Origin of the sequence: Microcoleus sp. Pol7_B2, from assembly GCF_036701035.1 — a bacterium.
Taxonomy (GTDB): domain Bacteria; phylum Cyanobacteriota; class Cyanobacteriia; order Cyanobacteriales; family Microcoleaceae; genus Microcoleus.
In genome coordinates, this window is record NZ_JAUBQB010000014.1 from 64,380 (window position 1) to 91,377 (window position 26,998).

Genomic DNA, 26,998 nt, shown 5'->3' on the forward strand with positions numbered 1-26,998 from the left:
TGGCGATTAGTAATATCAAGTCGGGCAGGGGTTTAAGGCCCTGCCTCAAAGAAGACAGTTCGATCGAATCGATCGGGCTAATCCACAGATCCGCCGGGGATTCAAATCCCCGTCTCATAGCTAAATTCGGTTAAAACCGACTCAATAGCTAAGACTCCATAGGCAACACTGAATAGCCAAATCAAACCATCATTCATTTCAGTCCTCTTCAGAGGACTTTAGCTATTAGACAGGGAATTCATTCCCTGGCGGACTGTCGGGCTGGCTACTTTATTTCTGCTGTTTATTGTTCGTTCCCAACCAAAAGAGCATAAGCTCCTCCCAGCTTTTGCAACTCCTCATGAGTGCCTCTCTGAACAACTTTCCCCCCTGCAAGCATAATAATTTCATCGCAATCTCGAATCGTGCTCAAACGGTGAGCAACCACAATACAAGAAGTACCGCGACGCCTCAAATTGCGATCGATAATTAACTCGGTTTCAGCATCCAAAGCACTCGTTGCTTCATCCAACACCAACACCGCCGGATTTCTTACTAACGCCCTGGCAATTTCCAAGCGCTGCCGCTGTCCGCCGCTCATATTTGTCCCCCCTTCATTGAGTTGAGCATCGTATCCTCCCGGCATATTCAAAATAAGTTCGTGAATTGCCGCATCAATGCACGCTTGCACTAAATCTGATTCCGGTACTGTCGGGTCCCAAAGGGTCAGATTTTCGCGAACTGTTCCGGCAAATAGAAATATCTCTTGTTCGACCATTGCCAGCGAACTTGCTAGGATAGAACGGGGAATCAAATTGCGAGGAACCCCGTCAAATAAAATTTCGCCATTCATTGGTTCGTAAAGCCCGGTCACAAGTTTGGCAATAGTAGATTTGCCCGAACCACTTCCCCCGACTAACGCTACGCGCTGACCCGGTTTTACGGTTAAGTTCAAGTTTTCAATTAGCGGCGCTTCCAAGCGGCTGTAGCCAAAACTGACACCGCGCAATTCAATGCTTCCTTGCAGGTGAAAAGCATCTGGTGCTATGGCGCTGCGGCTGTTTCCACTATTAAAAGAATCGCGGTCTGCTTCTGGATCTACAGGGTTTTGCAGAACGTCATCAAGTCGGCTTAAATCTGCTTCTAATTCTTGCAGAGTGCTGCCAAAATTGACTAGATTGTTGACTGGTCGCAGGAATTGTTGAGTGAGACTTTGATAGGCAATTAACATCCCGATACTCAAACCGCCGTTCATCACCCGCAAGCCCCCGACAACTAAAATAGCAGTTGCAGCTAATGCCGTTAAAAATGCTGGTAATATTGACAATATTTGAGTGGGCAAAGCCAATTCTTGCTGGGCGTTGCTCATTTTGGCATAGTACCCGGCAAACTTAGAAAATAAATCGAATTCTAAACCGCTAGCTTTGACAGTTTCAATAGATTGAATGCCTGCGATCGCAGCACCGCCAACCTTACCTGTTTCCTGAGCTAATCTGGTGTTAGCATCGACGCGGCTGCGGGATAAAGATTGCAGTGCCAAAAAGTTTAAGGCTGCAAAAACAGCAGCAACACTCGTCAGCACCCAGTCGTACATAACCATAATTATTGCATAGAAAACCATCATCACCGCATCGATCGCAGTTGCAGCAAGTTTCCCCGATAAAATTTCAGCAACCTTGTCATTAACTTGGCAGCGACTGCTAATTTCACCTGCAAACCGCTGGGCGTAAAATCCCACAGGCAAGCGCAAAGTATGCCAGACAAACTGTCCCGACATCGAAATCGCAAGCTTGTTTGCCAGCCGCCGCAAATAGAAAAGCCGCATCCGCCCTAGCAGCCCTTGAACGGCCGCAGCCAACAGCATTCCCAGTATTAAAGGCCGCAGCCACTCGTGACGGTTTTCTACTAGAATTTCATCCACAAAAATTTGGGTAAATGCCGCGCCAGCCAAACGGGGAACAGTCAGTAATAAACCAGCAATTAAACAAAATGCGATCGCCCAGCGGGAACTTTGCAATCGGGAATCTAAAGCACTGGCAATACTCGGTTTTTTCCCGCCCTTTTTAAACTCCGGCCCAGGCTCAAAAGTCAAAACAACGCCAGTATAAGCAGACTTAAATTCTTCTAAAGAAACAGTCCTCGGCCCCGATGCGGGGTCGTTGAGGTAAACGCGCTTTTTCTTCATCCCCTCAACCACCAAAAAGTGATTGAAATTCCAAAACACAATAAAAGGCGGCGGTACAGCTTTCAACTCTTCAACAGTTTTTGTAAACCCTTTAGCATCTAAGCCGTAAATTCGGGCTGCTTTCAGGATATTAGAAGCTTTACTGCCATCGCGAGAAACGCCGCACTCGCTCCGCAATTGAGCTAAAGGTACTGGGTGTTCCCAGTAACTCAAAATAATTCCTAAAGCAGCAGCACCGCATTCTACTGCTTCCATTTGCAGCAGGGTTGGAGTACGAACTCGCCTTAATTTTCGCGGGGTAAAAAACTTGTGAATCCAGAGTATTTTCATGGGTTAGTAAGGCTAAAATCCATCATAAATATGGCTTGTATTCCAGTCTATATCCCCCTAATTTCCCCTTAAAAAAAGGGACTTTGACTGCTCTTGTCCCCCCCTTCTTAAGGGGGGTTAGGGGGGATATAGACTTCGATATAAACAAGACAAACGGTCGGTGTAACGTATTTGTTGTCAACAATTATCTCTCCCTGGGGACGAAAAAAACTGACAATAAGGGTTAGTAAACCCCAGTCAAAGACCGAAAAATAGGAATCACGTAAGAAATCGGCGCTAACTGCCCGATTTGAACCCGAACTAGCGCCGTAGTACCGGGGGAAATCTTGAGAGGAGGCCCGTTCGATGAAGACCATTTGTAACCGCTGATAGTGTTCGGATCTTGTTGCAATTCCACAAAGATTTGCACGGGAGCACCGCCGCTAGCGATGCTTTTTGCGATGCTGTCAGCCAAATTTTCATTGCCGATAATTGCCGACATATCTTGATTAGTAACCGGAAAAGGAGAAACTTGGGTTACTTTGCCGACAATGCCGCCGTAGCGTTCTCGCTTGACGACGCTAGGGGTAACTTGTACGGTCATTCCCGGTTTAATTTGCTTGCCGTCTCTGTCAGCAAAATAGACAAGACTGACCATTTTTTCGCTAGAATTCTCAGATTCAACTGTCCCGATTCTTGTACCGATGTTCAGCATTTGACCTGCAACGGCGCTAACTTCTAAAACGCGCCCGTCATATTGGCTGGTAATTTTGCTGTCGGCGGTCAACTGATTCTGTAAGTGGGCAATCTTGCGTTTAACTTCCTGAATTTGATTTGTTTGGGCGATCGACTTCTCTAAATCTTGTTGAGCTAGTTTGACCGCTTGGGTTTCTATGTCTTTAATCTTAGTTTTGATTTCGTCAATTTTGTTGAGGTTTTGCAGGTAATCTCGTTCGGCGTTACTTTTCTGAACTTTAAGTTCTTGGAGGTTGTTTTGAATTTCGTTAAGGCGGTTGAGATTTTGCAGGTACTCTCGTTCGGTATTGGTAGCTTCAACCTTGAGTTGCTGCCGAGTGTTTTTGAGGTCGTCAATTTTATTGAGATTTTGCAGGAATTCGCGATCGCTATTCGTTTTCTGAACGTCGAGTTCCTTTAACTGCGTTTCAATATCCGCCAGTTGCATCTGAGAGTCCGCAAATTCCTGTCTCGCTTGCAGCATTACATCCTCGCCGATCGCCCTCTCTTGTTCGTAAAGAACGCGGCGAGTTTCAAACCGCTGCTGTAATGTTTCTACCAAAGAAGTGATGTGCTGTTTTCGCTGCAAAAGACTGTCGCGTTTTTTGGCGATCGCGGCCAGAGTTTGCTGCCGCAATATCGGCGCAACTTGTTCTCGCCGCAAACTTTCTTCCAAACTTTGGCGTTTTTCTGCTAATGCTGTCAGAGTTTGCTGCCGCAGTATCGGGGCAATTTGTTCTCGGCGCAAACTTTCTTCCAAACTTTGGCGTTTTTGCTCTAATGCCGCCATACTTTGCTGGTGCAATATCGGCGCAACTGACTCCCTATTCAAGCTTTCTTGAAGGTCTTTTTGCTGCTGTTCGAGGGTTTTTAATTCCAGCGCCATCTGCTGTTTTTGCAGCTTATTAGTATCTTGCTTTTGACCTTGCAGTTGGGATAATTTGGCTTTTTCTTGTTCTAGCTGCTGCTTGAGGTCGAGTTTATTAATTCTGCCGATTTCTTGACCCCGTTTAACAACATCTCCCGGCTTGATATTTAGCTTTACCAATTGACCGGAACTAGCAGCTTGAAATTGCACGACGCGGCGGGGCTGAAGCAACACGCCTTGACCGGAAACAGTCAGCGGAATTCGCCCGATCGCACTCCAAACGCCCGCAGCCGCAACTAAACAGCCAATTGCAGTTAGTGGCAGCCACGATCGAGGACTAACCACCTGCATCATTTCGTCGAGACGTTCCGGTGAAGATAAGCGATCGATCGCTTCGGTAGTGAAAAGTTTGTTTTGTTTTACCTGCATCAGCTATTCCTTTCGAGAGTGCGATCGCGCTGTCAGCAGGGGTGTATTTGAAGGGGAAATTCCTTGCAAGTCAATTGAGGCACAAACAATTTCCCAACAAACGTTCAAAGCTTTTGTGCAATTACTTGAATCTTCTCACTCCTGTTTGCAGCTTGCCTGTAAAATCACTTTACGACAATTAACCCTCGTAATACCTAACTAACAGTAGAGTTTTCAGCTAACAAAAAGACCAGCTTGCAGCCGATCTTCCGACGGGGGAATGACCCGAACTTTTGGCTAGGTATCGCCCGCAGCCAGTGTCTACACATTGGCCACCAGTTAAGTTAAAAACACTTTTGTCAATGAGTAGAATTACTCTAAGGTATCGAAGTAGCAACTTAAAATGTGGTGCGATTTGTTCAAGGAGGTTAGAAGAAAAGCTGTTCAGGACTTCGCCCAGTAGCAGAAAAAGGGGAAACAATTAGCCGATTTTTAGGTTTTTGCGATCGCTGGACTATTCCTAAATCCAGATTGTGGGGTTCAGCAAAATACTCAACTGAGTCTAAAGCTAATTCTTTTTGTTCAGCTACATAGCAATTTTAAATCATTTGTGAATTTCTTACTCCCTCCCCGCGAGTTCGAGGAGGTTTGGGGTGGCGTAAAACATTTACGGTTCCTGCAAGGATTGCTATATAGTTTGATTTTTGATAAGATTACTGAACCCACCCTAGTGCAACAAAAGGTTGTATTTTTGCTTGGTGTTTCTCTAATTTATACGCAGTAAACTGGGGGCAAAAATCTTTATTTCAAAAGCTTACTACACTGAATATGCTTGTTGTCAGTTGGGGAAGTTCAGTGTAATTGGTGGTTGGTAATTGTAGGTGGGGTAGAAGGAAGAGAAACCCCACCTACAATTACTATTAACAGTCAAATTCACAAGTCAAAAGCTAACAGTCAACCGTTAATTGTTAACTGTTGACTGTTAAACTGAATGCCTGTGCCGAGCTCGCTAGAAAATGCCTGAATGGCTGCTCATTGTCTGGATTTAGAATTTTTGGAGAGCTTACCTTCAAAAGGTTGAACTCCACTATTTGGATAGTTGTCATCGCTGGGGCTAAAAATCCGCACCGCTGCTTCCGAAACGTAACGCATTGCGTTTGCCAAAGATTTAGAAAGATTCATAGAATCTGCCTCTCTTAATCTGGGTTCTGATACTTATTAGATTACTCGGATTTTTGGGCTATGGATGACTTTAGCAATATTTATTTGAATTACTTATTGGTCTGCAACATTGAAGCAAGCTGAAGCTTTTAGGAATGACGCATTGTTGGACGATCGACCTTTTGCTGGTAGATTTTTCCTTGCTCAACTCAAGCACTCGCGATCGCCCTCGCGACGCTCAGAAACCGCGTTGTCTAACTCTATTCAAAGGCTGCCAGGAAATATTTTCGCAAAAAACCCGCAACGCTTGAGTGTTTGTGGTTAATTCCTGAGTTTGTTAAATTCAGTATTTATATTGATTTTACCATAAAATTAATGTACAACTCAACCGAAATCCGCTATTAAAGGGCATTATCAGCGAATTTTTCCGACAAATATCTGCAATCTTCATCAAATATTTACAAAAAGATATGGTGTTTGTCACTATAATTAAAAAAAAGAAGTTTGTCCGGGGTTTTTCTTATGAAAACTACCACAGAAAGCCTGCAGCTCACAGGTTTTGAAGAAATCTTAGAAGACCAGGAACTAACGGTTTCTTCAGCAGATTACAGCCTTTTGACCGATCTCTACCAGCTAACCATGGCCGCTTGTTATGTCGGGGAAGGGCTCGACGGGCGGGCCGCGAGTTTTGAATTATTCGCGCGCAGGCTGCCAGAGGGTTTTGGCTACGCGATCGCGATGGGTTTGGCCCAAGTTCTCGATTATTTGGAAAAATTTCGGTTTTCGTCGGCGCAAATTCAGGCTTTGCAGTCCACTGGGATTTTTGCCGGCGCCCCGGAGCGATTTTGGACTTTACTCGCCACAGCCCGCTTTACTGGCGATGTTTGGGCGGTGCCGGAGGGGACGGCGGTGTTTGCCAACGAGCCTCTGCTGCGAATTGAGGCTCCTCTGTGGCAAGCTCAGTTAGTGGAAACTTATTTATTGAATGCCATAAATTATCAAACTTTGATTGCGACGCGGGCAGCGCGGCTGCGGGATGTGGCGGGCCCGGAGGCTAAGTTGCTGGAATTCGGGACGCGCAGGGCTTTTGGGCCTCAAGCTGCTGTGTGGGCGGCTAGGGCGGCTCTGGCTGCGGGGTTCGATGGAACTTCTAATGTTTTGGCTGCTTTGAAGTTGGGCCGCAAGCCTGTCGGTACTATGGCTCATGCTTTGGTAATGGCTGTGGCGGCCGTCGAAGGTAGCGAAAATCAGGCGTTTGCAGCTTTTCACCGCTGTTTTCCGGGGGCACCGCTGCTGATCGATACTTACGATACTGTGGCGGCGGCGCGGATGTTGACCGATCGAGTAAACAGCGGTGAAATGCAGTTGGAAGGCGTGCGGCTGGATTCGGGCGATTTGGCGGTGCTGTCTCGGGAAGTTCGATCGATCCTTCCGGGCGTTCCAATTTTTGCTAGTGGCGATTTGGACGATCGAGAAATTGCGAAATTAAAAAGTAGCGGCGCTTGCATTGACGGTTACGGTTTGGGAACGAAGTTGGTCAGCGGTTCCCCTGTCAACGGTGTTTATAAGTTGGTGGAAATTGACGGAATTCCGGTGATGAAAGAGGCAAGCGGCAAGGTAACATATCCAGGAAGAAAGCAAATTTTTAGACATATTGAAAATGGGCAAATTCTCGGAGATTATTTGGGATTGTCGGGAGAAACTATTCACAATTGCGATTCTTACTTACCATTAATGGAGTTGGTTGTCAAGGATGGCAAACGAGTGCAGAACCAGGAAAGTTTGGAGGAGATCGCCAAACGCACTGCTGCTTCTGTCGCCAGTCTTCGACCCGAAACTCGCCAACTTGACAACCCGATTTCGCCGCCGGTGGAAATTTCTACTGATTTGCAGAGTCTCACCCAAAAAACGAAAAAGAGTCAGTAGTCATTAGTCAGTAGTCAGTAGTCAGTAGTCAGTAGTTAGTAGTCAGTAGTCAACAGTCAACAGTCAACAGTCAACAGTCAACAGTCAACAGTCAACAATTCCCCATTACCGATTCCCTATGCAGAAGATTGCTCTTTTTGGAACCAGTGCCGATCCACCCACAGCAGGACACAAAACAATTCTGAGTTGGCTTTCCCAACATTTTGATTGGGTAGCAGTTTGGGCGTCGGACAATCCTTTTAAGTCGCACCAAACTTCTCTAGAACACCGATCGGCAATGCTGCTGTTAATGATTCAAGAAATTAATTCGCCCAGACACAATCTTTGCTTGCATCCAGAACTCAGCAGTCCGAGGACGCTAGAAACTGTGGAACAAGCAAGATTGCTGTGGCCGGATGCAGATTTGACGCTGGTAATAGGTTCGGACTTGGTGGGGCAACTGTCTCGCTGGTACAAATTTGAACAATTGTTAAAACAAGTGGAGTTGCTGATAGTACCGCGACCGGGTTATCCGTCAGAACAATTAGATTTGTGGCAGTTGAGGCGCATGGGTGCAGACGTGGCGATCGCATCTTTGAATGCTCCCAATGTTTCTTCTACCTTCTATCGGGAAACAGGAGACACTCAAGCCCTGACTCCGACCATCGAAGATTACATCAATAGGGAGCATTTGTACGCATGGCACGAGGCACGAAAAAGGGCGAAGGTTGCTCATTAGCTGACTTTAAAGTAGGAGTAGATAATGTGATTTTCTCCGTCGATGCCGTGCAGAACCGCTTGTTGGTGCTGTTGGTAATGCGGCAAGACGAACCGTTTATCGATTCTTGGAGTCTTCCTGGTACTTTGGTGCGGGACGGAGAGTCTCTTGAAAATGCGGCTTACCGGATTTTGTCTGAGAAAATTCGGGTAAAAAATTTGTATCTGGAGCAATTGTATACTTTCGGAGAACCGGGGCGCGATCCTCGGGAAATTACCAGGGGCGATCGTTATCTTTCGGTGAGTTATTTTGCTTTGGTTCGCTTTGAGGAAGCTGAGTTAATTGCTGGGAGTGTAGTGGCGGGTGTGGGCCACCGCGTCGGCGGCATTGCTTGGTATCCCGTGCAACAAGTTCCTAAGCTGGCCTTCGATCACAATCAAATTCTCGAATACGGATACCGGCGACTGCGTAACAAACTTGAATACAGTCCGGTAGCTTTTGAAGTTTTGCCGGAACTTTTTACTTTGAGCGATTTGTATCAGCTTTATACAACTATTTTGGGGGAAAGTTTTTCGGATTATTCTAATTTTAGATCTCGATTGTTAAAATTGGGTTTTTTGTGCGATACCGGTGTTAAGGTTTCGCGGGGGGCTGGCCGCCCTGCTAGTTTGTACCGCTTTGATGCGGCCGCTTTTGCTCCTTTCAAAAATAAGCCACTCGTGTTTATCTAGCTGTTCCTTGGATGACATTCGCGGAGCAATTTAGTAACATTAGAATAGAAGCTATTAAGGAGTGCAGACTATGAAAGACCCTGATGAATGCGCTAATATTCACGAAGTTCGGGAGGAAATTGATATCATCGATCGAGAAGTGATCGAGGCTTTGAGCAAGAGATTTCAATACGTCATCGCGGCTGCAAGGTTCAAAACGAGTGAAGCTAGCGTTCGATCGTCGGATCGCTTTCAGGCTATGTTACAGCAGCGGCGCGAGTGGGCTAAAGAATCGGGTTTGAATCCTGATGTGGTGGAAAATATTTACCGGGATTTGGTCAATTATTATATTGAGGAAGAGTTAAAACATTACAAATCTGAGTAAGTTTTCGCTACATTCAAATCTAGGACTATAGGAAAGTGAGTCCGCGCGGGCGGATTGTTAGCAATATTTATTAAGTGATTTGGTGATATGAAAATTGCGATCGCACAACTCAATCCTACTATTGGTGATATCTTGGGCAACTCCAACCTAATTCTGGAGGCTGCGAAAAAAGCTGAGGTTGAGGGCGCAAACTTATTGCTAACACCGGAACTTTCCCTAATCGGTTATCCGCCGCGCGATTTGTTAATTAATCCGAGTTTCATTGCAGATGCAGGTGCACAGTTGCAGCAACTGGCGCAAGCTTTGCCACGAAAGTTGGCAGTTATAGTAGGCACAGCCTTACCTAATGCTAAGGCTGTTAAACTCGGCGGAAAATCATTGTTTAATAGCGCTGTTTTGTTGCAAAATGGCGCCGTTAAACAAGTTTTTCATAAACGCTTGTTGCCTACTTATGATGTATTTGATGAAGATAGATATTTTGAACCTGGAGAAAACAGCAATTACTTTTCTATTGGCGAAGTCAAAATTGGCGTGACAATTTGTGAAGATTTGTGGAACAATGAGGAGTTTTGGGGTAAACGCAGTTACGCGGGCGATCCTGTTTCCGATTTGGCAAAATTGGGTGTAGATTTAGTGCTGAATTTGTCGGCATCGCCTTATTCTGCAGGGAAGCGGGGAGTGCGATCGGCGATGTTGCAGCACAGCGTCATCCGCTGCGCGATACCGATTATTTACGCTAATCAGGTAGGGGGAAATGACGATATTATTTTTGACGGCAGCAGTTTTGCTGTGAATCGAAAGGGTGATTTGATTCAGGTATTAGCTTCTTTTGAAAAAGATTTTGCGGTGCTGGAATATGACGCCGCTAAACACGATTTAGTTGGCAGCAATCAGCAAAGCGCAGCAGGAAGTGAGGCTGCGCCGTTGAGTTTTCATCCGGCAGAAGGAGATGCAGAAATTTGGGCGGCTTTGGTTTTGGGAGTACGAGATTATGTCCGCAAGTGCGGTTTTTCTAAGGTTGTACTCGGTTTGAGTGGGGGGATAGATTCGGCTTTGGTGGCGGCGATCGCCAGTTGCGCGATCGGGCCGGAAAATGTTCTAGGGGTGCTGATGCCTTCTCCTTACAGTTCGGATCATTCGGTTAATGATGCTTTGGAATTAGCCCGCAATCTGGGCATCGCGATCGAACTATTGCCGATCGGCGATTTGATGAAAACTTACGATCGCACTCTCGCCAATTTGTTTGTCAATACAACTTTCGGGATTGCTGAGGAAAATATTCAATCGCGGATTCGAGGCAATCTGTTGATGGCAATTTCCAATAAGTTCGGACATTTGCTGCTTTCGACGGGCAATAAGTCGGAAATGGCGGTGGGTTACTGCACTCTCTACGGCGATATGAATGGGGGATTGGCGGTGATTTCCGATGTGCCGAAAACTCGCGTGTATTCGCTTTGTAGGTGGCTGAATTCTGGCGGATATGTAGGGGCGGTGCCCCCAGGCCAGCCCCTGCTAAAGGAAATTATTCCGGTTAATATTATTACTAAAGCGCCGAGTGCTGAACTGAAACCGGGACAAATTGACCAAGATTCTTTGCCGGATTACGATATTTTGGATGACATCTTGCAGCGGTTAATAGAAAATCACGAATCTGCCCAACAAATTGTCGCTGCAGGACACGATGAAGCGGTGGTTAAACGTGTAGTAAAATTAGTGAGGCAAGCGGAGTTTAAACGGCGGCAAGCAGCCCCGGGGTTGAAAATTAGCGATCGAGCTTTTGGTACCGGTTGGCGGATGCCGATCGCCAAATCTTCATTCTATTAAAGGCATCATTAAACGCAAAATGGTTAACATCGACGGTAGTTTCGGCTTCGATTTCCTCCTGGGATCTCTCAGCAACGATACGATTAGAGGATTTGCGGGTAATGATACTGTTCAAGGTTTGGGGGGAAACGACCGAATTTTTGGCGATCGGGAAAATGATTTGCTAGCAGGAAATGAAGGCGCTGATACGCTGTCTGGCGGTCAGGGAAGCGATACAATCTATGGAGGACAAGACTCCGATTGGATATTTGGCGATCGGGCTAACGATTTGCTAATAGGCGGCGAAGGCGGGGATATCTTGACAGGAGGCGCGGGGGAGGATTTATTTGTAATGGAAAAAGCCGCCGCCCCATCTACTATTACTGAAGCCGATATAATTACTGATTTTGGCAACGGCAATGATAAAATTGTCTTGACAGAAGGCATGAAGTTTAGCGATTTAGAGCTTTCTGTTTCCGACAACCAAACTATTATGAAAGATAAAAATTCTGGGAAATATTTAGGAGTTGTTTCGGGAAATTCTAATCTGACTGAATCCAACTTTATTTCGCTGTTTGGCCAACTAGATAGGGGTCAGCTTTTGCCAATTTCGGTTAACACGATTATAGCCGATCGCGCGATCGGACTGGAAGTGGCGCAAACTCCCCAAGAGCAAGCCACAGGTTTAATGTTTCGGACAGAATTACCGGATGACAGGGGAATGTTTTTCCCGATAGAACCCGCGCGAAACGTGCGTTTTTGGATGAAAAACGTGTTGATTGAGCTGGATATGGTTTTTCTGCGGGAAGGCGTAGTGCAGGCGATAATTCCTAACGTACCGCCGTGTTTGACCGAAATCTGCCCTAACTACGGCCCGGATGTTCCCGTTGACGGAGTTATTGAACTCAGAGGGGGAAGAGCGGCACAATTGGGATTGAAAGTGGGCGATCGGATTCCCAATTTACCCTAAAAGGTATATGATTTTATCGCAGCCTTAAACATTTGTGCATCCAATGAATCCTATTGAATTAAAAATAATTCCCCATCAAACTCAAGACGGTTTAGCTTATCAACATTTGCGCTTGCGAATTACAACTCAAGACGGTATCATCACACCAAATGATTTACAAGGTTTGAAACTTCCTCAAGACGTTCAATTGAGCCAAGGAATTGTCATTGAAGGTAGAGGAGCAATTTGGCTTTACGGGTATTTAGTACACGAATGTCATCCTGCGGCTTGGGTTGGATGTTACGATCCGCGATTAGAAGGTGCCGTGGTAGTAGCGACGCACAAGCACGAGGTATCAGTTGGACAGGTATTAAAATTGAGTTTACCGAGCGATTAAAACTCTCCTGAGTTTGAGGTGATAATAAATAAAAATAAAACTTGCTTTGGTGGGGGCATTTTACCTGGGTTAGCGACACGCTAACTACTGTTTCCACCACAAATCCAGGAGAGTCGCGATTAAATTAGAGCGTGTTGAGTGAAGGGTCCGAACTATTGTGCACCAGAATATCCAGCTATGAATGCCACTCTAGAAATGCAAGTCTTGAACAGGCAGGATGCCTGTGCCACAATAATATAATTTTTGGAGAAGTGTATTCAGAAACATTAGTCGATCGCCCTACAAGCGCGCGAATCTGTTTTGTCAGAAGCTTCGGGCGATCGACAAAACACTCGTAAATTTAGCAAATTTGCAATTTTAGTGTGAGGACTTATGACCATTACTCGCGTCTCTGTTGACTCAGCAGGCAATCAGGCGAACGGCTTCTCCAACGCTTACTCCATCTCAGCCAACGGGCGGTTTGTGGCGTTTCAATCTCAGGCATCCAACCTCGTGCCGGGAGACACCAACAATAAAAACGACATCTTCGTGCGGGACTTGTCAACCAATACTACCACCCGCATCTCTGTAGATTCAGCAGGCATTCAGGGAAACAACGACTCCTTCAATCCCTCAATCTCAGCCGACGGGCGGTTTGTGGCGTTTGCATCTTTTTCCAACCTAGTGCCGGAGGATACTAACAATACCAGCGACATCTTCGTGCGGGACTTGTTAACCAATACCACCACCCGCGTCTCTGTAGACTCAGCAGGCATTCAGGGGAACAGCGACTCCAACAATTCCGCCATCTCAGCCGACGGGCGGTTTGTGGCGTTTCAATCTTATGCCTCCAACCTAGTGCCGGGAGACACGAACAATCGTTTCGACATCTTCGTGCGGGACTTGTCAACCAATACCACCACCCGCGCCTCTGTAGACTCAGCAGGCAATCAGGGTAACAGCGACTCCCTCACCCCCTCCATCTCAGCCGACGGGCGGTTTGTGGCGTTTACTTCTTTTGCCTCCAACCGATTGGGAGAGACGAACAATCGCAACGACATCTTCGTGCGGGACTTGTTAACCAATACCACCACCCGCGTCTCTGTAGACTCAGCAGGCAATCCGGGGAACAGCGACTCCTCCAGTCCCTCCATCTCAGCCGACGGGCGGTTTGTGGCGTTTGAATCTCAGGCATCCAACCTCGTGCCGGGAGACACTAACAATTTTTTTAACCAAGCTAAAATCTTCGTGCGGGACTTGTCAACTAATACTACCACCCGCGTCTCTGTAAACTCAGCAGGCATTCAGGGGGACGAAAACTCCTTCAACCCCTCCATCTCCGCCGACGGGCGGTTTGTGGCGTTTACTTCTCGTTCCTCCAACCTCGTGCCGGGAGACACTAACAATAAACAGGACATCTTCGTGCGGGACTTGTCAACCAATACTATCACCCGCGTCTCTGTAGATTCAGCAGGCGATCGGGGGCAGCATGACGACGCGTTATTTGGGCCCTTAATATCAGCCGACGGGCGGTTTGTGGCGTTTGCATCTGGTGCATCCAACCTCGTGCCGGGGGATACCAACAATACCACCGACATCTTTGTTTATGACACCGGCAACAATAACTCTGCAAACCTCATCAACGGCACTCCAGGCAACGACGTGCTCACTGGCACTCCCGGCAACGACACCATCAACGGTTTGGCAGGCGATGACGTTCTGACTGGTTTGCGGGGCAACGATATCATCAATGGTGGCGACGGCAGCGATAACCTGTCTGGGGGCAAAGGTTTTGACACCCTCAACGGCGGTTTGGGCAACGATATTCTAGTCGGTGGCGTGGGCAACGATGTATTTGTTTTAGGTGGGGGATTGGGAGTTGATACCATCTCTGATTTCGCAAACTCTCAAGATACCATTCAATTAATCAATGGCTTGACTTTCGGACAGCTATCAATTTCCCCTGGAACGGACGGCACATTAATTAGAGTAGCCAGCAGCGGTGAAGTTTTAGCTTCTTTGATAGGCGTTGCTCCGAACCTCATCGGCCCTGAAGATTTCCTCTCTGTTTAGATATCTGCAGATTCTCAATTGCCTAGTGTAGAAACACAGCACGGTGCTTTGTCCTTTTACCGAATATTTCACCTTTACTCAAAGAACGCGATCGCGACTTACGCACTCCGACAGAGAAACCGGGTTTTTTACCGAATCTGCGGGTCACAACGCAGTATTTTCGTAAAAAACCCGGTTTCTGAACCCCCGTGCACAAGCCCTAGCAAAAAATGGTTTGACGCGCAATATACTGTTGTTGGCTTTTAGTTATTAATTATGGCAAATTACAGAACTGTATTGTTGTTCAATAGTTTAACTTTAGTGCTAGTGGGGCTAGTGACGGCGTGTCTGAGTTTGTTCGGTTCTTCAGTAAAAGGGTTATTTTTGCCGCCTTGCTCTGCCACGTATCCGGGTGCAGGTTTCTTTTTTTTGGCGTTTCAAATGTTATTTTATTTATCGGTAATGGTGTGCGCTTTTACCTTTGGATTGCTGAGAATTATTCAACCAGAACGCCCAGAAAATCGATTTATTTTATATTCGGCACTGTTTGCAGGTTGCTTTCTGTTCAATGAAGTTTTTCGCACCCATGTTCATCTTGGACGTGCGGGTTTCCCGAAAGTGACAATTGTCATATTTTACGCCGTGCTGGCAATTGCCTACGGATTAGCTTTTCGGAGACAAATTCGCTCTACTCCCTATGCTTTACTGCTGAGTGGCGTTGGTTTGTTATTTGTTGCCTTTTTTGCAGAAGCGCTGCCTTTAAAAAACGAGATTGTTTCGAGCTTGCTGGAGGGAATACCGAAGCTGTTGAGCGGAATTAATATTGCACTTTATTTTTGGTTTTTGTGTCAGGGTTTGATAGTGCGATCGCTCAATTTTTCTAACAAGACATCACATCCCGAATGAAGTAAGATGAAGATTTGCCGTTGGGTGGGGGCGGGTTTTTGAGATGGTCCGTTTTTGGTCAATATTGTTGGTAAAACCCGCGACTACATGATTGTATAATCGGTAAAAACTGAGATATTGCACCATTTTCAATTAGCCTTTTATGAACAGGCAAGATGCCTGTTCCACAATAAAATTTATATTTTGTGGAACAGGCATCTTGCCTGTTGCTGAAAATGGTGCAAAATATCAGTTAAAACAAAAAGTATCGCTGCGCCATTGGCAAAACTGTTGCGGGTTCGCAAGTTAACAATTCCCCATCCGCCCTGACTTCATAAGTTTCTGGATCGACTTCCATTTGTGGCAAATAATCGTTGAGTTTCATGTCTCTTTTGCTAATTTGTCGGGTCCCGGAAACTGCTACAGCGGGCTTTTGCAAACCGAGCTGTGCGGCAATATCTCGATCGCGCGCAGCTTGGGAAACGAACGTCAGACAAGTCGCCCCAATCGCCCCGCCAAAACTGCCAAACATCGGCCGCATATGCACCGGTTGCGGCGTCGGAATGCTGGCGTTAGCATCTCCCATCTGCCCGTAGGCGATCGCCCCTCCTTTAATTACCAGTTCCGGTTTCACGCCAAAAAAAGCCGACCGCCACAAACACAAATCCGCCAATTTACCCTCTTCCACCGAACCGACATACTGACTAATTCCGTGAGTAATTGCCGGATTAATTGTATATTTCGCAATGTACCGCTTCACCCTTAAATTATCGTTAATTTCCTCTGTTTCCCCCCCTTGGTTAGGGGGGGTTAGGGGGGGTAAAATCCCCCTTTGAACCTTCATTTTATGTGCCGTTTGCCAAGTCCGAATAATCACCTCTCCCACTCTTCCCATCGCCTGAGAATCAGAAGAAATCATACTAAACGCACCTAAATCGTGGAGAATATCCTCAGCAGCAATAGTTTCCCTTCTAATTCTCGATTCAGCAAAAGCCACATCTTCCGGAATGCCTCGATCCAAATGGTGGCAAACCATCAACATATCTAAATGTTCTTCTAAAGTATTGACAGTGTAAGGGCGAGTCGGGTTAGTTGACGAAGGCAAAACATTAGCTTGGCCGCACACTTTAATAATATCCGGTGCGTGTCCGCCGCCCGCACCTTCGGTATGGTAGGTGTGAATAGCTCGATTTTTAAAAGCCGCAATTGTAGCTTCCACAAATCCCGCTTCATTCAGAGTATCCGTGTGAATTGCAACTTGCACGTCGTACTCCTCAGCGACACTCAAACAAGTGTCAATAGTTGCTGGTGTAGTTCCCCAATCTTCGTGGAGTTTCAAACCCATTGCACCGGCAAAGATTTGTTCAATTAATCCTTGGGGTTGACTGCTATTTCCTTTACCTAAAAACCCTAGATTTACGGGGAAAGCGTCAGCAGCTTGCAGCATTCGGTACATATGCCAAGGCCCGGGAGTGCAAGTAGTGGCGTTTGTACCCGTTGCAGGGCCTGTGCCACCGCCGATCATTGTCGTGATCCCAGAGGCGATCGCCACTTCTATCTGTTGCGGACAAATAAAGTGAATGTGAGTGTCAATTCCCCCAGCAGTGAGAATCATTCCTTCGCCCGCAATTACTTCAGTACCAGGCCCGATAATAATATCTACCCTATCTTGAATATAAGGATTTCCGGCTTTACCAATTTTGTCAATTTTGCCGTCTTTAATGCCGACATCTGCTTTAACAATTCCCCACCAGTCTAATATTAAAGCATTAGTAATCACCGTGTCAACAGCGCCGTCTGCATTAGAAATAGGCGACTGTCCCATGCCGTCGCGAATGACTTTACCACCGCCAAATTTAACTTCATCCCCGTAGGTTGTGAAGTCTTTTTCAACTTCTATGAATAATTTTGTATCGGCTAACCGGACGCGATCGCCCACAGTCGGCCCGAAGGTTTCCGCGTAGGCGCGGCGATCCATTCTGTAACTCATGCTTGCTCCTAATATTAATAAATTTTTAGTTAGCAGTTGAGACCCACTTGAATTATAGTATGTGCCGACTTCCTCAATCTGCAACAGTAAAAAAAATACCAGATTAGGCAAGGTTTAAAACCCCGATCGTCCTCAATTCTGCCCCTCGAAAATCGCCAATGCTATGAAGGGGCAACTTTACTCCAGCATTTTCTGGATTTCCCTTTTCACAATCTCCACATCTACCGTCATATCCATGCCAATGAAACTCCAATCTTCCGCTACATTGTTATCATCAACCATACGCGAGTATTCTATTCCCAATAGTTGACAAATGTAATAGAAATATGGCGGAGTGTACCCTCCATAAAAGAATTCCAATACTTTCGTTCCCGGCTGACACCACAGCAAATTTGTAAAACCAGCCCCGTGAGGGCCGACAACCACCGCCGCTTCTGCAAACAGACGAATTTGTTCATCAACAGTGCGCGAGATATCTTCCAAAATTTCAAAATCAAATTCTTTCAAAACCTCTCGCACTTGTACTTCATTTTTAACCTTGCGCCGGCCGCTTCTCGACAGATAAAGTTTTCTATAAGGCTTTACTTTTTCTTTAAGACAGAATTTTTTCCGCAAAAGCTCTATATCGTAAGGACTCGGAAAATACCAGTCTTGATTGTTTCCCACCACCAGACTTTCTGCATGATATCCCGTATCTCTAGCCCTAGTGTCGATTAGTGAACTTTCAGGAATACCGAGTTTGGTCATAAAGCCCAACTCAAAATCTGTATGTCGTAAAGGATAACAAATTTTGGCTTCTTGCCAAATTTCCTTACCTAAAGCCTCCTCAATTCGACAAAGTTTAGCCAGCACAAAAATCACATAATCATAATAACTGCACCACAAATGCGACCAAGGAGCAACTACCAGCGGATAGGTAATTTGGTTAGGTTTGTAAGGCCATTCCAGAATGCCCGCACCGCTAATCCGAAAATCCAAGTCTAAAAGCAACTTGTTATTCAAAAGCGTGTTGCCAGACGTACAAATAGTTAGAGAATTTATTTTTTCATTCAGGGAAATCTTCCAAACATAATCTGGGTCAAAAGACACGGTTTTTTCCGTGGCAAAAAACCGAGAAGGCACTTTATTTACCGAGGTTAATGCGGGTATATTGATGGGTTCATGCTGCTTTTTATAAACGATGCTGTCATCTAACAATTTGATGCTGGTGCGCCGATCTAACGGGGTTCTCCAGACACGCCTTGATGTTGCAAGCAAGCTCTGCTTCAAAGCCTGTTTTATCTGGTCAACTAATTTTGGGTTCATCACGCACTTTTGCTGTATATCTTTGCAATTTTAACAACTACGGTATAACCCAAACGGCAGATTTTAACTCGCTCAAAAGTATGAAATTTAACTAACAAAAGAAAGGCAGAAGGGACTTATACAGAAGGCAGAGAAACTGTTTTGAAATTACTTGAGAACTCTCCAGGCGTAGGGCTGGAATTGATACCATTTTCGATGGGGGATTGGGGATGACCGATCACTATCATAGTGTGGAAATTCCCTACAGTTGCATTTTTTTTTTAACTGCTGGGACTTTTAAGTTAAAAAGTGTCAAATTCAAAACTAAACAATTGTGAACTACCTTCTGGCTTCATACTTCAGCATCCAGATGACCGTTCACTTTTCCATTAAAGCCGTAGACTTGACGACTACCAACAAACGGCACTAATTGAACTTCCCTTTCATCTCCCGGTTCAAACCTGACTGCTGTACCTGCGGGGATATCCAACCGCATTCCTTTTGCTTGTTCTCGATTAAATTCTAAGGCTTCGTTGGCCTCATAAAAGTGATAGTGTGAACCAATTTGAATTGGCCGATCGCCTTTATTTCCTACAAGCAACCGCACCGTTGGGCGCTCGGCATTTAATTCTATTTCGCCTGCTGAAACAATCATTTCTCCTGGTATCATTCTTTCCTCCTATGAGTCTCTGTGGTTAATTTTTTAACGGATCGGATCGTGTACTGTAACGAGTTTAGTTCCATCGGGAAAAGTCGCCTCAACCTGAACTTCATGCACCATTTCTGGTATCCCTTCCATCACATCTTCCCGCGTCAGGAGAGTTGTTCCATAACTCATTAAATCGGCGACGGTGAGGCCATCTCTTGCTCCTTCTAAAATGGCGGCGGAAATGTAAGCTAGTGCTTCTGGGTAGTTTAATTTTAAACCTCTTTGTTTCCGGCGCTCTGCTACCAGGGCAGCGGTGAAAATCAGCAGCTTGTCTTTTTCTTGGGGGGTGAGTTGCATTTTTATTCTTGTAAGTGCGAGCGCATTATTTGATTATGATATCGTTTACGGTTGTTTCTGAATGATTAAACCGCAAAGGGCGCCGAGGGCGCAGAGGAAGAGAAGAGAGAGATGAATAATCTAGTTAGGAGGGCAACTATACATTGAAACTCAAAGATCATCCTATTTTATCCAAACTCTGGGCAAACAGCAAGGGCGTTGCGAAAAAGACAAGCGCAGCAACTGCCAAATGTTGACAAACCAGTCTCTAGCTGCGGTTGTGGATGAACCACGATATCGGCACAGCAAACCGTTAGGAATACGAGTCACGCCGACGGTGGAATTACCAGGATAAATTGTTGCCTCAGATGGCAAATCTCGCAGTTTTTCCACGAGTTCTGTGGTTACGGGTTCGCCTACCCAAGCGAGGGTGGCGACTACGGGTTTTCCTGCGAGGCCGTGAGGACTTTCGAGCATTTTTTCTCCACCTTTGAGCAATTGTCTGTCAATCCATATAGGGCTGTTTTGTTGCCAGACTTCGGTGTGCGAGATCCATTCTCCAGACAAGAACTTTTCGCCCCTAGCACTGCGTCCAAATCTGGTAATTTCCCACAGTAAAATCCTTGCTGTTGGTGCTAATTCTACCCGCAAATTTTGCCGATATTTTGCGCCGTCAAAAACTATTGTTTCCTGTGGCAGCCATTCTAAATTAGCACCAGTATCTAGCTGAATGTCAATATTTTGTTGTGATTCTAGTCCGCTGCTGCGATAGATTTTACCAGCGGCGGCCGTGGTAATCAAGGCTTGGGCGTTGGGTTGGAGGTTAAAATGGCTGGAAAGTCGATCGCCCCCGACAACTCCGCCAGCCGTGTGCAAGATGACGCTGTGACAAATCTCTTTCCCTTCAGGATAAAACGGGCGCTGCACCTTGAGGGGCGCTTGCATTTGACTGTGAATGATTTGAGTTGCACCGCTGCAGTTAGCGTAGACTAAATCCAGGTGGCCGTGCCATCCAGTTTGAATGTTATTTGTAGGTATTTCAGTCGAGTTTTGAATCACAGATTTTTAGGATTTAATAATAAAGATTATTAACAATATAGTATTACTACCCGCTACCCAACATTCCGCCAGGGAATTAATTCCCTGGCTCACAGCTCAAGTCCTCTCAAAGAGGACTAAATAAATAGTATCAAATTTTGTTGAAAAAAATAACATATTCTTTTCAGTCCTCTTCAGAGGACTTTAGCTATTAGACAGGGAATTCATTCCCTGGCGGCCTATGACCAAAGATAACAATAATACAAGATAGCAGATTATACTAATTAATATGCGTTTTAAATAATCCTCCCATGCCAGCAACCCCTGAAAGCCTCCAAAAATTTGTTACCTACTGCCAACAACACATTACAGGCGATGAAAAAGGACAAGCACAGGTATTTTTAGACCGCTTCTTTCGGGCTTTCGGCCACGAGGGGGCATTAGAAGCAGGCGCAACCTATGAGGAACGCATAGAAAAAAGCAGCAAAAAAGGTCAACTTGGATTTGCTGATTTGGTGTGGAAAAAGCACGTTTTGATTGAAATGAAAAAGCGCGGTGAAGATTTGACTAAAAGAGAACACCGCACCCAAACAGAACGCTATTATATTCGCCTAAAAAAAGACGATCGCCCGCGCTACGTGATGATGTGCAACTTTGACGAGTTTCACATTTACGATTTCGACCTTCAGCCGGATCAGCCTGTAGACATTATATCCCTAAAGCAATTGCCCGCGCGATCGCCCGCTTTTGCCTTCATGGAATCTACCAGCCGCCGCCCCATATTCAAAAACAACCAAGTCGAGATTACCGAAAAAGCTGCTAGCAGAATGGGGATGCTGCTAGAAATGTTAATTGAACGTGGCCAAGAGCGCAAATTTGCTAAATTTAATCAGTTTCAAGCACAGCGATTTGTGTTGCAGTGCGTCTTAGCAATGTTTGCCGAAGATAGGAGATTATTGCCGCCTGCACTCTTTACTCGCTGCGTCAAAGATTGTCTGGAAGGAGCAAGTTCTTACGATGTCTTGGGTGGCTTATTTCAAGCAATGAATCAGCAGGGAGTCACGCCCGGAGGACGTTATGAAGGAGTCGAGTATTTCAACGGCGGATTATTTTCGGAAATACACCCCATTGAACTGCAACAGGGTGAGTTGAAAATATTAGAAGTTTGTGCCGAACAAAATTGGAGTCAGGTACGCCCTTCTATTTTTGGCAATATCTTTGAATCGGCTTTGAAAACAGATAAAAAACAGCGCCGCGCCTACGGGATTCACTTTACTACAGAGGGAGACATTCGCCGCATTGTTTTGCCCACAATTAGCTATTACTGGGAAGAGCGAATTAACGCTGCAAATACGGTAGCAAAACTGCAAAATTTGCATCAAGAATTAGGTCGCTATCGCGTCCTAGATCCGGCTTGCGGTTCGGGTAATTTTCTGTATGTAGCTTATCAGGAACTTAAGCAAGTTGAAAAGTTACTTTTAGATAAGCTAAACGAGTGCGACGGTACAAGAGGTTATATGAATTTAGTCACGCCGCAGCAATTTTACGGCATGGATATTAATTCGTTTGCGGTGGAGTTGGCGCGGGTGACGCTGATGATTGGTCGCAAGGTGGCGATCGATAATTTGGGATTGAAAGAACCTTCTCTGCCTTTAGATACTTTGGATAAAAATATTGTCTGTGCTGATGCTTTATTTACTGATTGGGTGAAGGCTGACGCGATTATCGGCAATCCTCCGTTTTTAGGTGGCAAGCACATGAGGATTGCCCTGGGAGATGAATATGTTGACCGCGTGTTTAAACGCTTTCCTGATGTGAAAGATTCGGTTGATTTTTGTGCTTATTGGTTTCGCATAGCTCACAACAATTTAGAACTAAATGGCAGGGCTGGTTTAGTTGCTACTAATTCAATTAGTCAAGGTAAAAGTCGTGCTGCTGCTTTAGATTATGTCGCGCAAAATGGCGGTCACATTTATGCAGCCGTTTCTACTCAGCCTTGGTCTGGGCAAGCTAAGGTTCATGTCAGCTTGATTAACTGGAGCAAGGAAAAGCCGAAAGTTTACTATTTAGATAATCTCGCGGTTTCTAGTATCAACTCTTCGCTGCAAGCTACGATTGATGTTTCTCAAGCTGCTAGGTTGTCAGCGAATTTAAACACATGCTTTCAAGGTGTAATTCCAGTGGGAATGGGATTTATTGTTAGTCAACAGCAGGTTAATGATTGGATTAAAGAAGATGCTAAAAATCAAGAGGTTCTTAAACTTTTTTCAATGGGTGCAAATCTAGCAAAGAATCCTAACGGTATGCCGGAACGCTGGATTATTGACTTCAATGATATGAACATTGAAGAAGCGAGTGAATATGTGCTGCCTTTTGAGTATGTGAAAGCTCATGTCAAGCCTGAACGGGATAATAATCGAGATGCACGATCCCGAATTTATTGGTGGAATTTTTTGCGATTGCGTTCAGAAATGAGAAAGGCGATCGCACCTTTATCTCACTACTTTACCGTACCGAGAGTCTCAAAGTGGGCTGTCTTCATTCCCGCTCCCGTTAGTTGGCTGCCGGGAGACAAATCAGTAGTTGTTGCCTCAGAAGACTTTTATATTCTGGGCATTCTTTTATCTAAGATTCACAGAATTTGGATGAACTCTCAAAAATCTACACTTGAGGACAGAACAGCTTACACCCACAATACCTGCTTTGAAACTTTCCCATTTCCCCAGACAGCAGCGAAGCAATTAGTAGAGCAAATTCGGGTAACGGCGGTCGAATTGCATCAATACCGCACTCAACAAATGTCCGCAAAGCAGTGGGGAATTACTCAACTTTACAATAAATTTTTTAATGAGCCAACAAGTCAACTTTATAAACTTCATGCTAAGCTCGATCGCGAAGTAATGCAAGCTTACGGATTTACTGACAGCGACGATATTTTAGCAAAAGTGCTGGAATTAAACCTAGAACTGGCCGAAAAAGAAAAACGGGGAGAACCGGTAGTTGGGCCTTGTGTCTCAACTGACTAAAAATGCTAATCGTTGTAATCATAAGTTTTGTAAATTTGCGTATAATCACATAGAGTGTTGATAGAGATCACACACACTCTAGTATAAAAACAGAGATAATAGGGGAAGAGTTAAGTTTTGAGTTAAAGATTTCCAAATTTAAAATTAAACAGTCAAAACAGCTTTCCGCCTTCAGCATAAGTGCATTCTGCTTTTCTTCGCTCAATTACTCCTGATTTGTTTGGGAGGAACTTCCCATGTTATTATTTACCCACAGCCAGTCCAAAAATAGCAAGGTAGAGCAAAAGCACTATGCTCAAAAACATTTGTTACCGACTTCAACTATTAATCAAACTGGGCTAAAGGCAGAATGCAACCATTTGCGGATCGGCCAAAAAATTAGCTATGGCTATGCTTTAGCTATCGGCATAGCGATTTTGGGAACTGGTGCGGGACTGAGATTGGGAGACTACTTTCGCAAGCAAGCTTTAGTTCAGGTGAATGTTGCCCAGCAGCAGCAGCAACTGCTGCAAAATTTGCAAAATACCGTATTTGAAGCCCGATCGCACGCGGCGAGATTGCCAGTCGTTTTGGGAAACACTCTGGCGCTACAATACGAACAAGATCGGTTTTTCAGGCAAATCCATCAGGCGAAAATCCTGATTTCAGAAATTGAATCTTTCGCACGAGAAAATCCGGATAGACTAGCAACAGAAGAGGCAGCATTGCACGCTATATTGAAGAAATCTGCCCTCGTCATTGATTACTACGGTAAGCTAATTAAATTGCAGTTAAAAGAAGCGGATGTTTGGAACTTGCCACCCAACAGCATTGAGTCCGCACAACTACAAATGTTGAGGACTAGCAGCGGCCAAGAGGCGATCGTACTAGATAACCTTGCTCAAAGTTTAACTGACCTAATTTCTACAGTAGAAATTCACAAACAGCAAGGAACCCAAGCATTAGAAGAAGCTGGAAGTTTGCGAAACCGAATTATTATCGGGAGTATGCTAATTTCAGCACTCATCGCCGCCACCCTAGCGGACAAAACCAGCCGCGCGATCGCCCAACCCCTCGAAACCGTCACTAATGTGGCTCAGCAAGTTGCTCGCGAATCAAATTTTAACCTGCAAGTACCAGTCACAACCGACGACGAAATCGGAGTTTTAGCTGTCTCTTTCAATCAATTGATTCAGCGAGTTAGCGAGTATACACAAGAACTAAAACAAACTCAATCCCAATTAATTCAGACCGAAAAAATGTCATCTCTCGGTCAAATGGTTGCAGGGATAGCCCACGAAATCAACAATCCTGTCAACTTCATCGGCGGCAACATTGACTATGCCAACCAATACATCGAAGATTTAGCAGGTTTGGTAACTCTCTATCAAGAATATTATCCCAACCCACCAGATGCCATTCTAGAGCGCATCGAAGACATTGAACTCGAATTTCTCAGAGAAGATTTACCAAAAACTCTCTCTTCGATGAAAATGGGAGCCGATCGCATTCGCGAAATTGTCGTATCGATGCGGAATTTTTCGCGATTGGACGACGGAAAAATGAAATCAGCCGACATTCACGAAGGAATTGATAGCACCCTCGTAATTCTCAATCATCGGCTCAAACAAGGTATTCAAGTTATTAAACAATACGGCAAGTTGCCTGCGCTTGAGTGCTATCCGGCCCAACTCAATCAAGTATTTATGAACGTGATCGGCAATGCAATAGATGCGCTGGAGGAGGTGAAAAAGGAGGACAAAGGCTATTCGCCAACTATTTGGGTTAGCACGGAAATTACAGCCGACAATACTGTCACCGTCAAGATTCGGGATAACGGGCCGGGAATTGCGTCCGCCAGTACCCAACAGATATTTGACCCATTTTTTACTACAAAGTCGATCGGCAAAGGTACTGGATTAGGATTGGCTATTTCCTATCAAATCCTTGCCAAGCATCAAGGCAAAATTGAGGTAAATTCTCAAATAGGACAGGGCACGGAATTTGTGATTACTTTGCCAGTTGCTGCGTAATATCACGCGGGGCGATCGGGATGAACAGAAAAAATCGCTTCCGACTGTCGCAGAATTTCCCAAACCAGCCGATTTGCTCAACCAGTTGAAGACCCGACGTAAAAAGTCGGGGGCGAACTTGGCAGATATAGAGAGAGGCGCTTTTGGACATAGTAGAAAACCATTAGCGCGAAAATTTAACGGATAACAGAACTCTTGGTGACAAGAAATCAGAAACCGTTGAATCACAAATCATTGAAATGGATGGGGGCGGAGGGACTTGAACCCACACGACCGTTTCGGGTCAACGGATTTTAAGTCCGTAGCGTCTACCATTCCGCCACGCCCCCCTTTGGTCAAGCTGCTGTGGTTTTGAGCCACTAACAGCAACAGCCTTTTATTCTACAGCCAAAACCCGAATTTACGCAACCCCTAATCAAAAAATTCCCAAAAGTCGCGCTGGATCTCCGCAAGCGGTACAATAGTTAACCAGCCAACGGAGCGTGTCAACTGACTTACCCGTGTTATTATTCCCCTAAAGCAAATCTATGTATATTACCTTACTGCTTTACGCCGTCTTGGCAGGAGCCTACCTCCTGGTAGTACCCGCGGCCACCTACGCTTACCTGAACAGCCGCTGGTACGTCGCTACCTCTTTTGAGCGCGGCTTCATGTACTTCTTGATGTTCTTCTTCTTCCCAGGTATGTTTCTCCTAGCTCCATTTTTGAATTTTCGGCCCAAACGGCGGCAGATAGAAGCCTAAATGCGACGTATTGACGTAATTGGAATCAGTGTCGGCTTTTTTGTAGCAGGTGGGTTTGTCTACTTGCTACTGCAACTTGCCGGACTCGACAGCATGAATGCAGGGATTTGGAGTCAGTTGTTTTTGGTCGCCGGCTTGATTGGCTGGCTGGTGACTTATTTATTTCGAGCACTGACTCAAAATATGACCTACAGCCAGCAATTGCAAGACTACAAAGAAGCTGTCTTGCAGAAGCAGCTAGATGCACTCACTCCTGAAGAATTAGCCCAACTTCAAGCCGAAATTGAGCAGGAAAAAGATAATTAGTCAATAGTCCTTAGTCCTCAGTCATTAGTTATTAGTGAGTTATTAATGATTAGTCATTAGCAATAAACTCTGAACTAATGACTGGGGAATAACAACTCATCAATAGTAATATTGACTGCTAATTTAATGACTGATGATTGATATCACGTTCCCTAAAATAAGCGCGATAGGTTTGTAGTGAGGACT

22 protein-coding genes and 1 tRNA gene are annotated in these 26,998 nt (G+C 45.3%); 14 read left to right on the top strand and 9 right to left on the bottom strand.

What is annotated here, in order from left to right; translation table 11 throughout:
• Window positions 1-283 precede the first annotated feature (283 nt).
• From QUA57_RS08255 to QUA57_RS08265, 3 genes are all read right to left on the bottom strand, one after another.
• Entirely contained in the window at window positions 284-2,494 is a 2,211-nt protein-coding gene (locus QUA57_RS08255; RefSeq protein WP_333060248.1) for an NHLP family bacteriocin export ABC transporter peptidase/permease/ATPase subunit, read from the bottom strand.
• Window positions 2,495-2,717: 223 nt separating this feature from the next.
• Window positions 2,718-4,505, bottom strand: a complete 1,788-nt coding sequence (locus QUA57_RS08260; RefSeq protein ID WP_333060249.1) for an NHLP bacteriocin system secretion protein — start codon at window positions 4,503-4,505, stop codon at window positions 2,718-2,720.
• 1,011 nt (window positions 4,506-5,516) lie between these two features.
• Window positions 5,517-5,666 (bottom strand): isochorismate synthase, encoded by a 150-nt coding sequence (locus tag QUA57_RS08265; RefSeq protein WP_333060250.1) that lies wholly within the window; start codon window positions 5,664-5,666, stop codon window positions 5,517-5,519.
• A 134-nt stretch (window positions 5,667-5,800) separates the two neighbouring features.
• Here QUA57_RS08265 and QUA57_RS08270 point away from each other — a divergent pair, with 134 nt between their 5' ends.
• The 10 genes from QUA57_RS08270 (at window position 5,801) to QUA57_RS08315 (ending at window position 15,449) form a co-directional block, all read left to right on the top strand.
• Window positions 5,801-5,956, top strand: coding sequence for a hypothetical protein (locus tag QUA57_RS08270; RefSeq protein ID WP_333060251.1), 156 nt, complete (start codon window positions 5,801-5,803; stop codon window positions 5,954-5,956).
• Between the two features lie 211 nt (window positions 5,957-6,167).
• The gene (locus tag QUA57_RS08275; RefSeq protein ID WP_333060252.1) at window positions 6,168-7,571 is read left to right on the top strand and encodes a nicotinate phosphoribosyltransferase; all 1,404 of its coding nucleotides are present in this window, start codon (window positions 6,168-6,170) and stop codon (window positions 7,569-7,571) included.
• A 118-nt stretch (window positions 7,572-7,689) separates the two neighbouring features.
• Window positions 7,690-8,289: a nicotinate-nucleotide adenylyltransferase gene (locus QUA57_RS08280; RefSeq protein WP_333060253.1), complete on the top strand. Its 600-nt coding sequence runs from the start codon at window positions 7,690-7,692 to the stop codon at window positions 8,287-8,289.
• On the top strand, window positions 8,250-8,999 hold the full coding sequence (locus QUA57_RS08285) for an NrtR DNA-binding winged helix domain-containing protein (protein ID WP_333060254.1): 750 nt from the start codon (window positions 8,250-8,252) through the stop codon (window positions 8,997-8,999). The genes QUA57_RS08280 and QUA57_RS08285 overlap by 40 nt, the downstream gene beginning before the upstream one ends.
• Before the next feature lie 70 nt (window positions 9,000-9,069).
• Window positions 9,070-9,363 (top strand): isochorismate lyase, encoded by a 294-nt coding sequence (locus tag QUA57_RS08290; protein ID WP_333060255.1) that lies wholly within the window; start codon window positions 9,070-9,072, stop codon window positions 9,361-9,363.
• Window positions 9,364-9,450: 87 nt separating this feature from the next.
• Window positions 9,451-11,187, top strand: a complete 1,737-nt coding sequence (locus tag QUA57_RS08295) for an NAD+ synthase (RefSeq protein ID WP_333060256.1) — start codon at window positions 9,451-9,453, stop codon at window positions 11,185-11,187.
• 19 nt (window positions 11,188-11,206) lie between these two features.
• The gene (locus QUA57_RS08300) at window positions 11,207-12,136 is read left to right on the top strand and encodes a DUF192 domain-containing protein (protein WP_333060257.1); all 930 of its coding nucleotides are present in this window, start codon (window positions 11,207-11,209) and stop codon (window positions 12,134-12,136) included.
• A 43-nt stretch (window positions 12,137-12,179) separates the two neighbouring features.
• Window positions 12,180-12,512, top strand: a complete 333-nt coding sequence (gene crn3, locus QUA57_RS08305; protein WP_333040230.1) for a CRISPR-associated ring nuclease Crn3/Csx3 — start codon at window positions 12,180-12,182, stop codon at window positions 12,510-12,512.
• Between the two features lie 372 nt (window positions 12,513-12,884).
• Window positions 12,885-14,564 (top strand): calcium-binding protein, encoded by a 1,680-nt coding sequence (locus tag QUA57_RS08310; RefSeq protein ID WP_333060258.1) that lies wholly within the window; start codon window positions 12,885-12,887, stop codon window positions 14,562-14,564.
• A 255-nt stretch (window positions 14,565-14,819) separates the two neighbouring features.
• Window positions 14,820-15,449 (top strand): hypothetical protein, encoded by a 630-nt coding sequence (locus QUA57_RS08315; protein ID WP_333060259.1) that lies wholly within the window; start codon window positions 14,820-14,822, stop codon window positions 15,447-15,449.
• 232 nt (window positions 15,450-15,681) lie between these two features.
• Here QUA57_RS08315 and ureC read toward each other — a convergent pair whose 3' ends face one another.
• The 5 genes from ureC to QUA57_RS08340 all read right to left on the bottom strand — a co-directional run bounded on the left by ureC (window position 15,682) and on the right by QUA57_RS08340 (window position 20,746).
• On the bottom strand, window positions 15,682-17,418 hold the full coding sequence (gene ureC, locus QUA57_RS08320) for an urease subunit alpha (protein WP_333060260.1): 1,737 nt from the start codon (window positions 17,416-17,418) through the stop codon (window positions 15,682-15,684).
• 177 nt (window positions 17,419-17,595) lie between these two features.
• A complete protein-coding gene (locus tag QUA57_RS08325; protein ID WP_333060261.1) occupies window positions 17,596-18,723 on the bottom strand; it encodes a glycosyltransferase family 61 protein in 1,128 nt (375 codons plus the stop codon).
• 331 nt (window positions 18,724-19,054) lie between these two features.
• On the bottom strand, window positions 19,055-19,372 hold the full coding sequence (locus QUA57_RS08330) for an urease subunit beta (protein WP_333060262.1): 318 nt from the start codon (window positions 19,370-19,372) through the stop codon (window positions 19,055-19,057).
• Window positions 19,373-19,405: 33 nt separating this feature from the next.
• A complete protein-coding gene (gene ureA / locus QUA57_RS08335; protein WP_015179363.1) occupies window positions 19,406-19,708 on the bottom strand; it encodes an urease subunit gamma in 303 nt (100 codons plus the stop codon).
• 162 nt (window positions 19,709-19,870) lie between these two features.
• Entirely contained in the window at window positions 19,871-20,746 is an 876-nt protein-coding gene (locus QUA57_RS08340; RefSeq protein ID WP_333060263.1) for an urease accessory protein UreD, read from the bottom strand.
• Between the two features lie 290 nt (window positions 20,747-21,036).
• Between QUA57_RS08340 and QUA57_RS08345 the strand changes: the two genes are divergently transcribed.
• Both QUA57_RS08345 and QUA57_RS08350 read left to right on the top strand, forming a co-directional pair.
• Window positions 21,037-23,751, top strand: coding sequence for a DNA methyltransferase (locus tag QUA57_RS08345; protein WP_333060264.1), 2,715 nt, complete (start codon window positions 21,037-21,039; stop codon window positions 23,749-23,751).
• Window positions 23,752-23,987: 236 nt separating this feature from the next.
• Window positions 23,988-25,763 (top strand): ATP-binding protein, encoded by a 1,776-nt coding sequence (locus tag QUA57_RS08350; protein WP_333060265.1) that lies wholly within the window; start codon window positions 23,988-23,990, stop codon window positions 25,761-25,763.
• A gap of 244 nt (window positions 25,764-26,007) precedes the next feature.
• On the opposite strand, the gene QUA57_RS08355 is transcribed toward QUA57_RS08350, so the two are convergent.
• Window positions 26,008-26,092 (bottom strand) — tRNA-Leu (locus QUA57_RS08355).
• Window positions 26,093-26,290: 198 nt separating this feature from the next.
• Between QUA57_RS08355 and ndhL the strand changes: the two genes are divergently transcribed.
• Complete coding sequence (gene ndhL, locus QUA57_RS08360; protein WP_193972727.1) at window positions 26,291-26,506, top strand: NAD(P)H-quinone oxidoreductase subunit L; 216 nt, start codon at window positions 26,291-26,293, stop codon at window positions 26,504-26,506.
• Window positions 26,507-26,812 carry a DUF3007 family protein gene (locus tag QUA57_RS08365; RefSeq protein ID WP_333060266.1) on the top strand — a complete coding sequence of 102 codons (306 nt, stop codon included), beginning with the start codon at window positions 26,507-26,509 and terminating at the stop codon, window positions 26,810-26,812. It abuts the gene before it with no gap.
• Window positions 26,813-26,998: the final 186 nt, after the last annotated feature.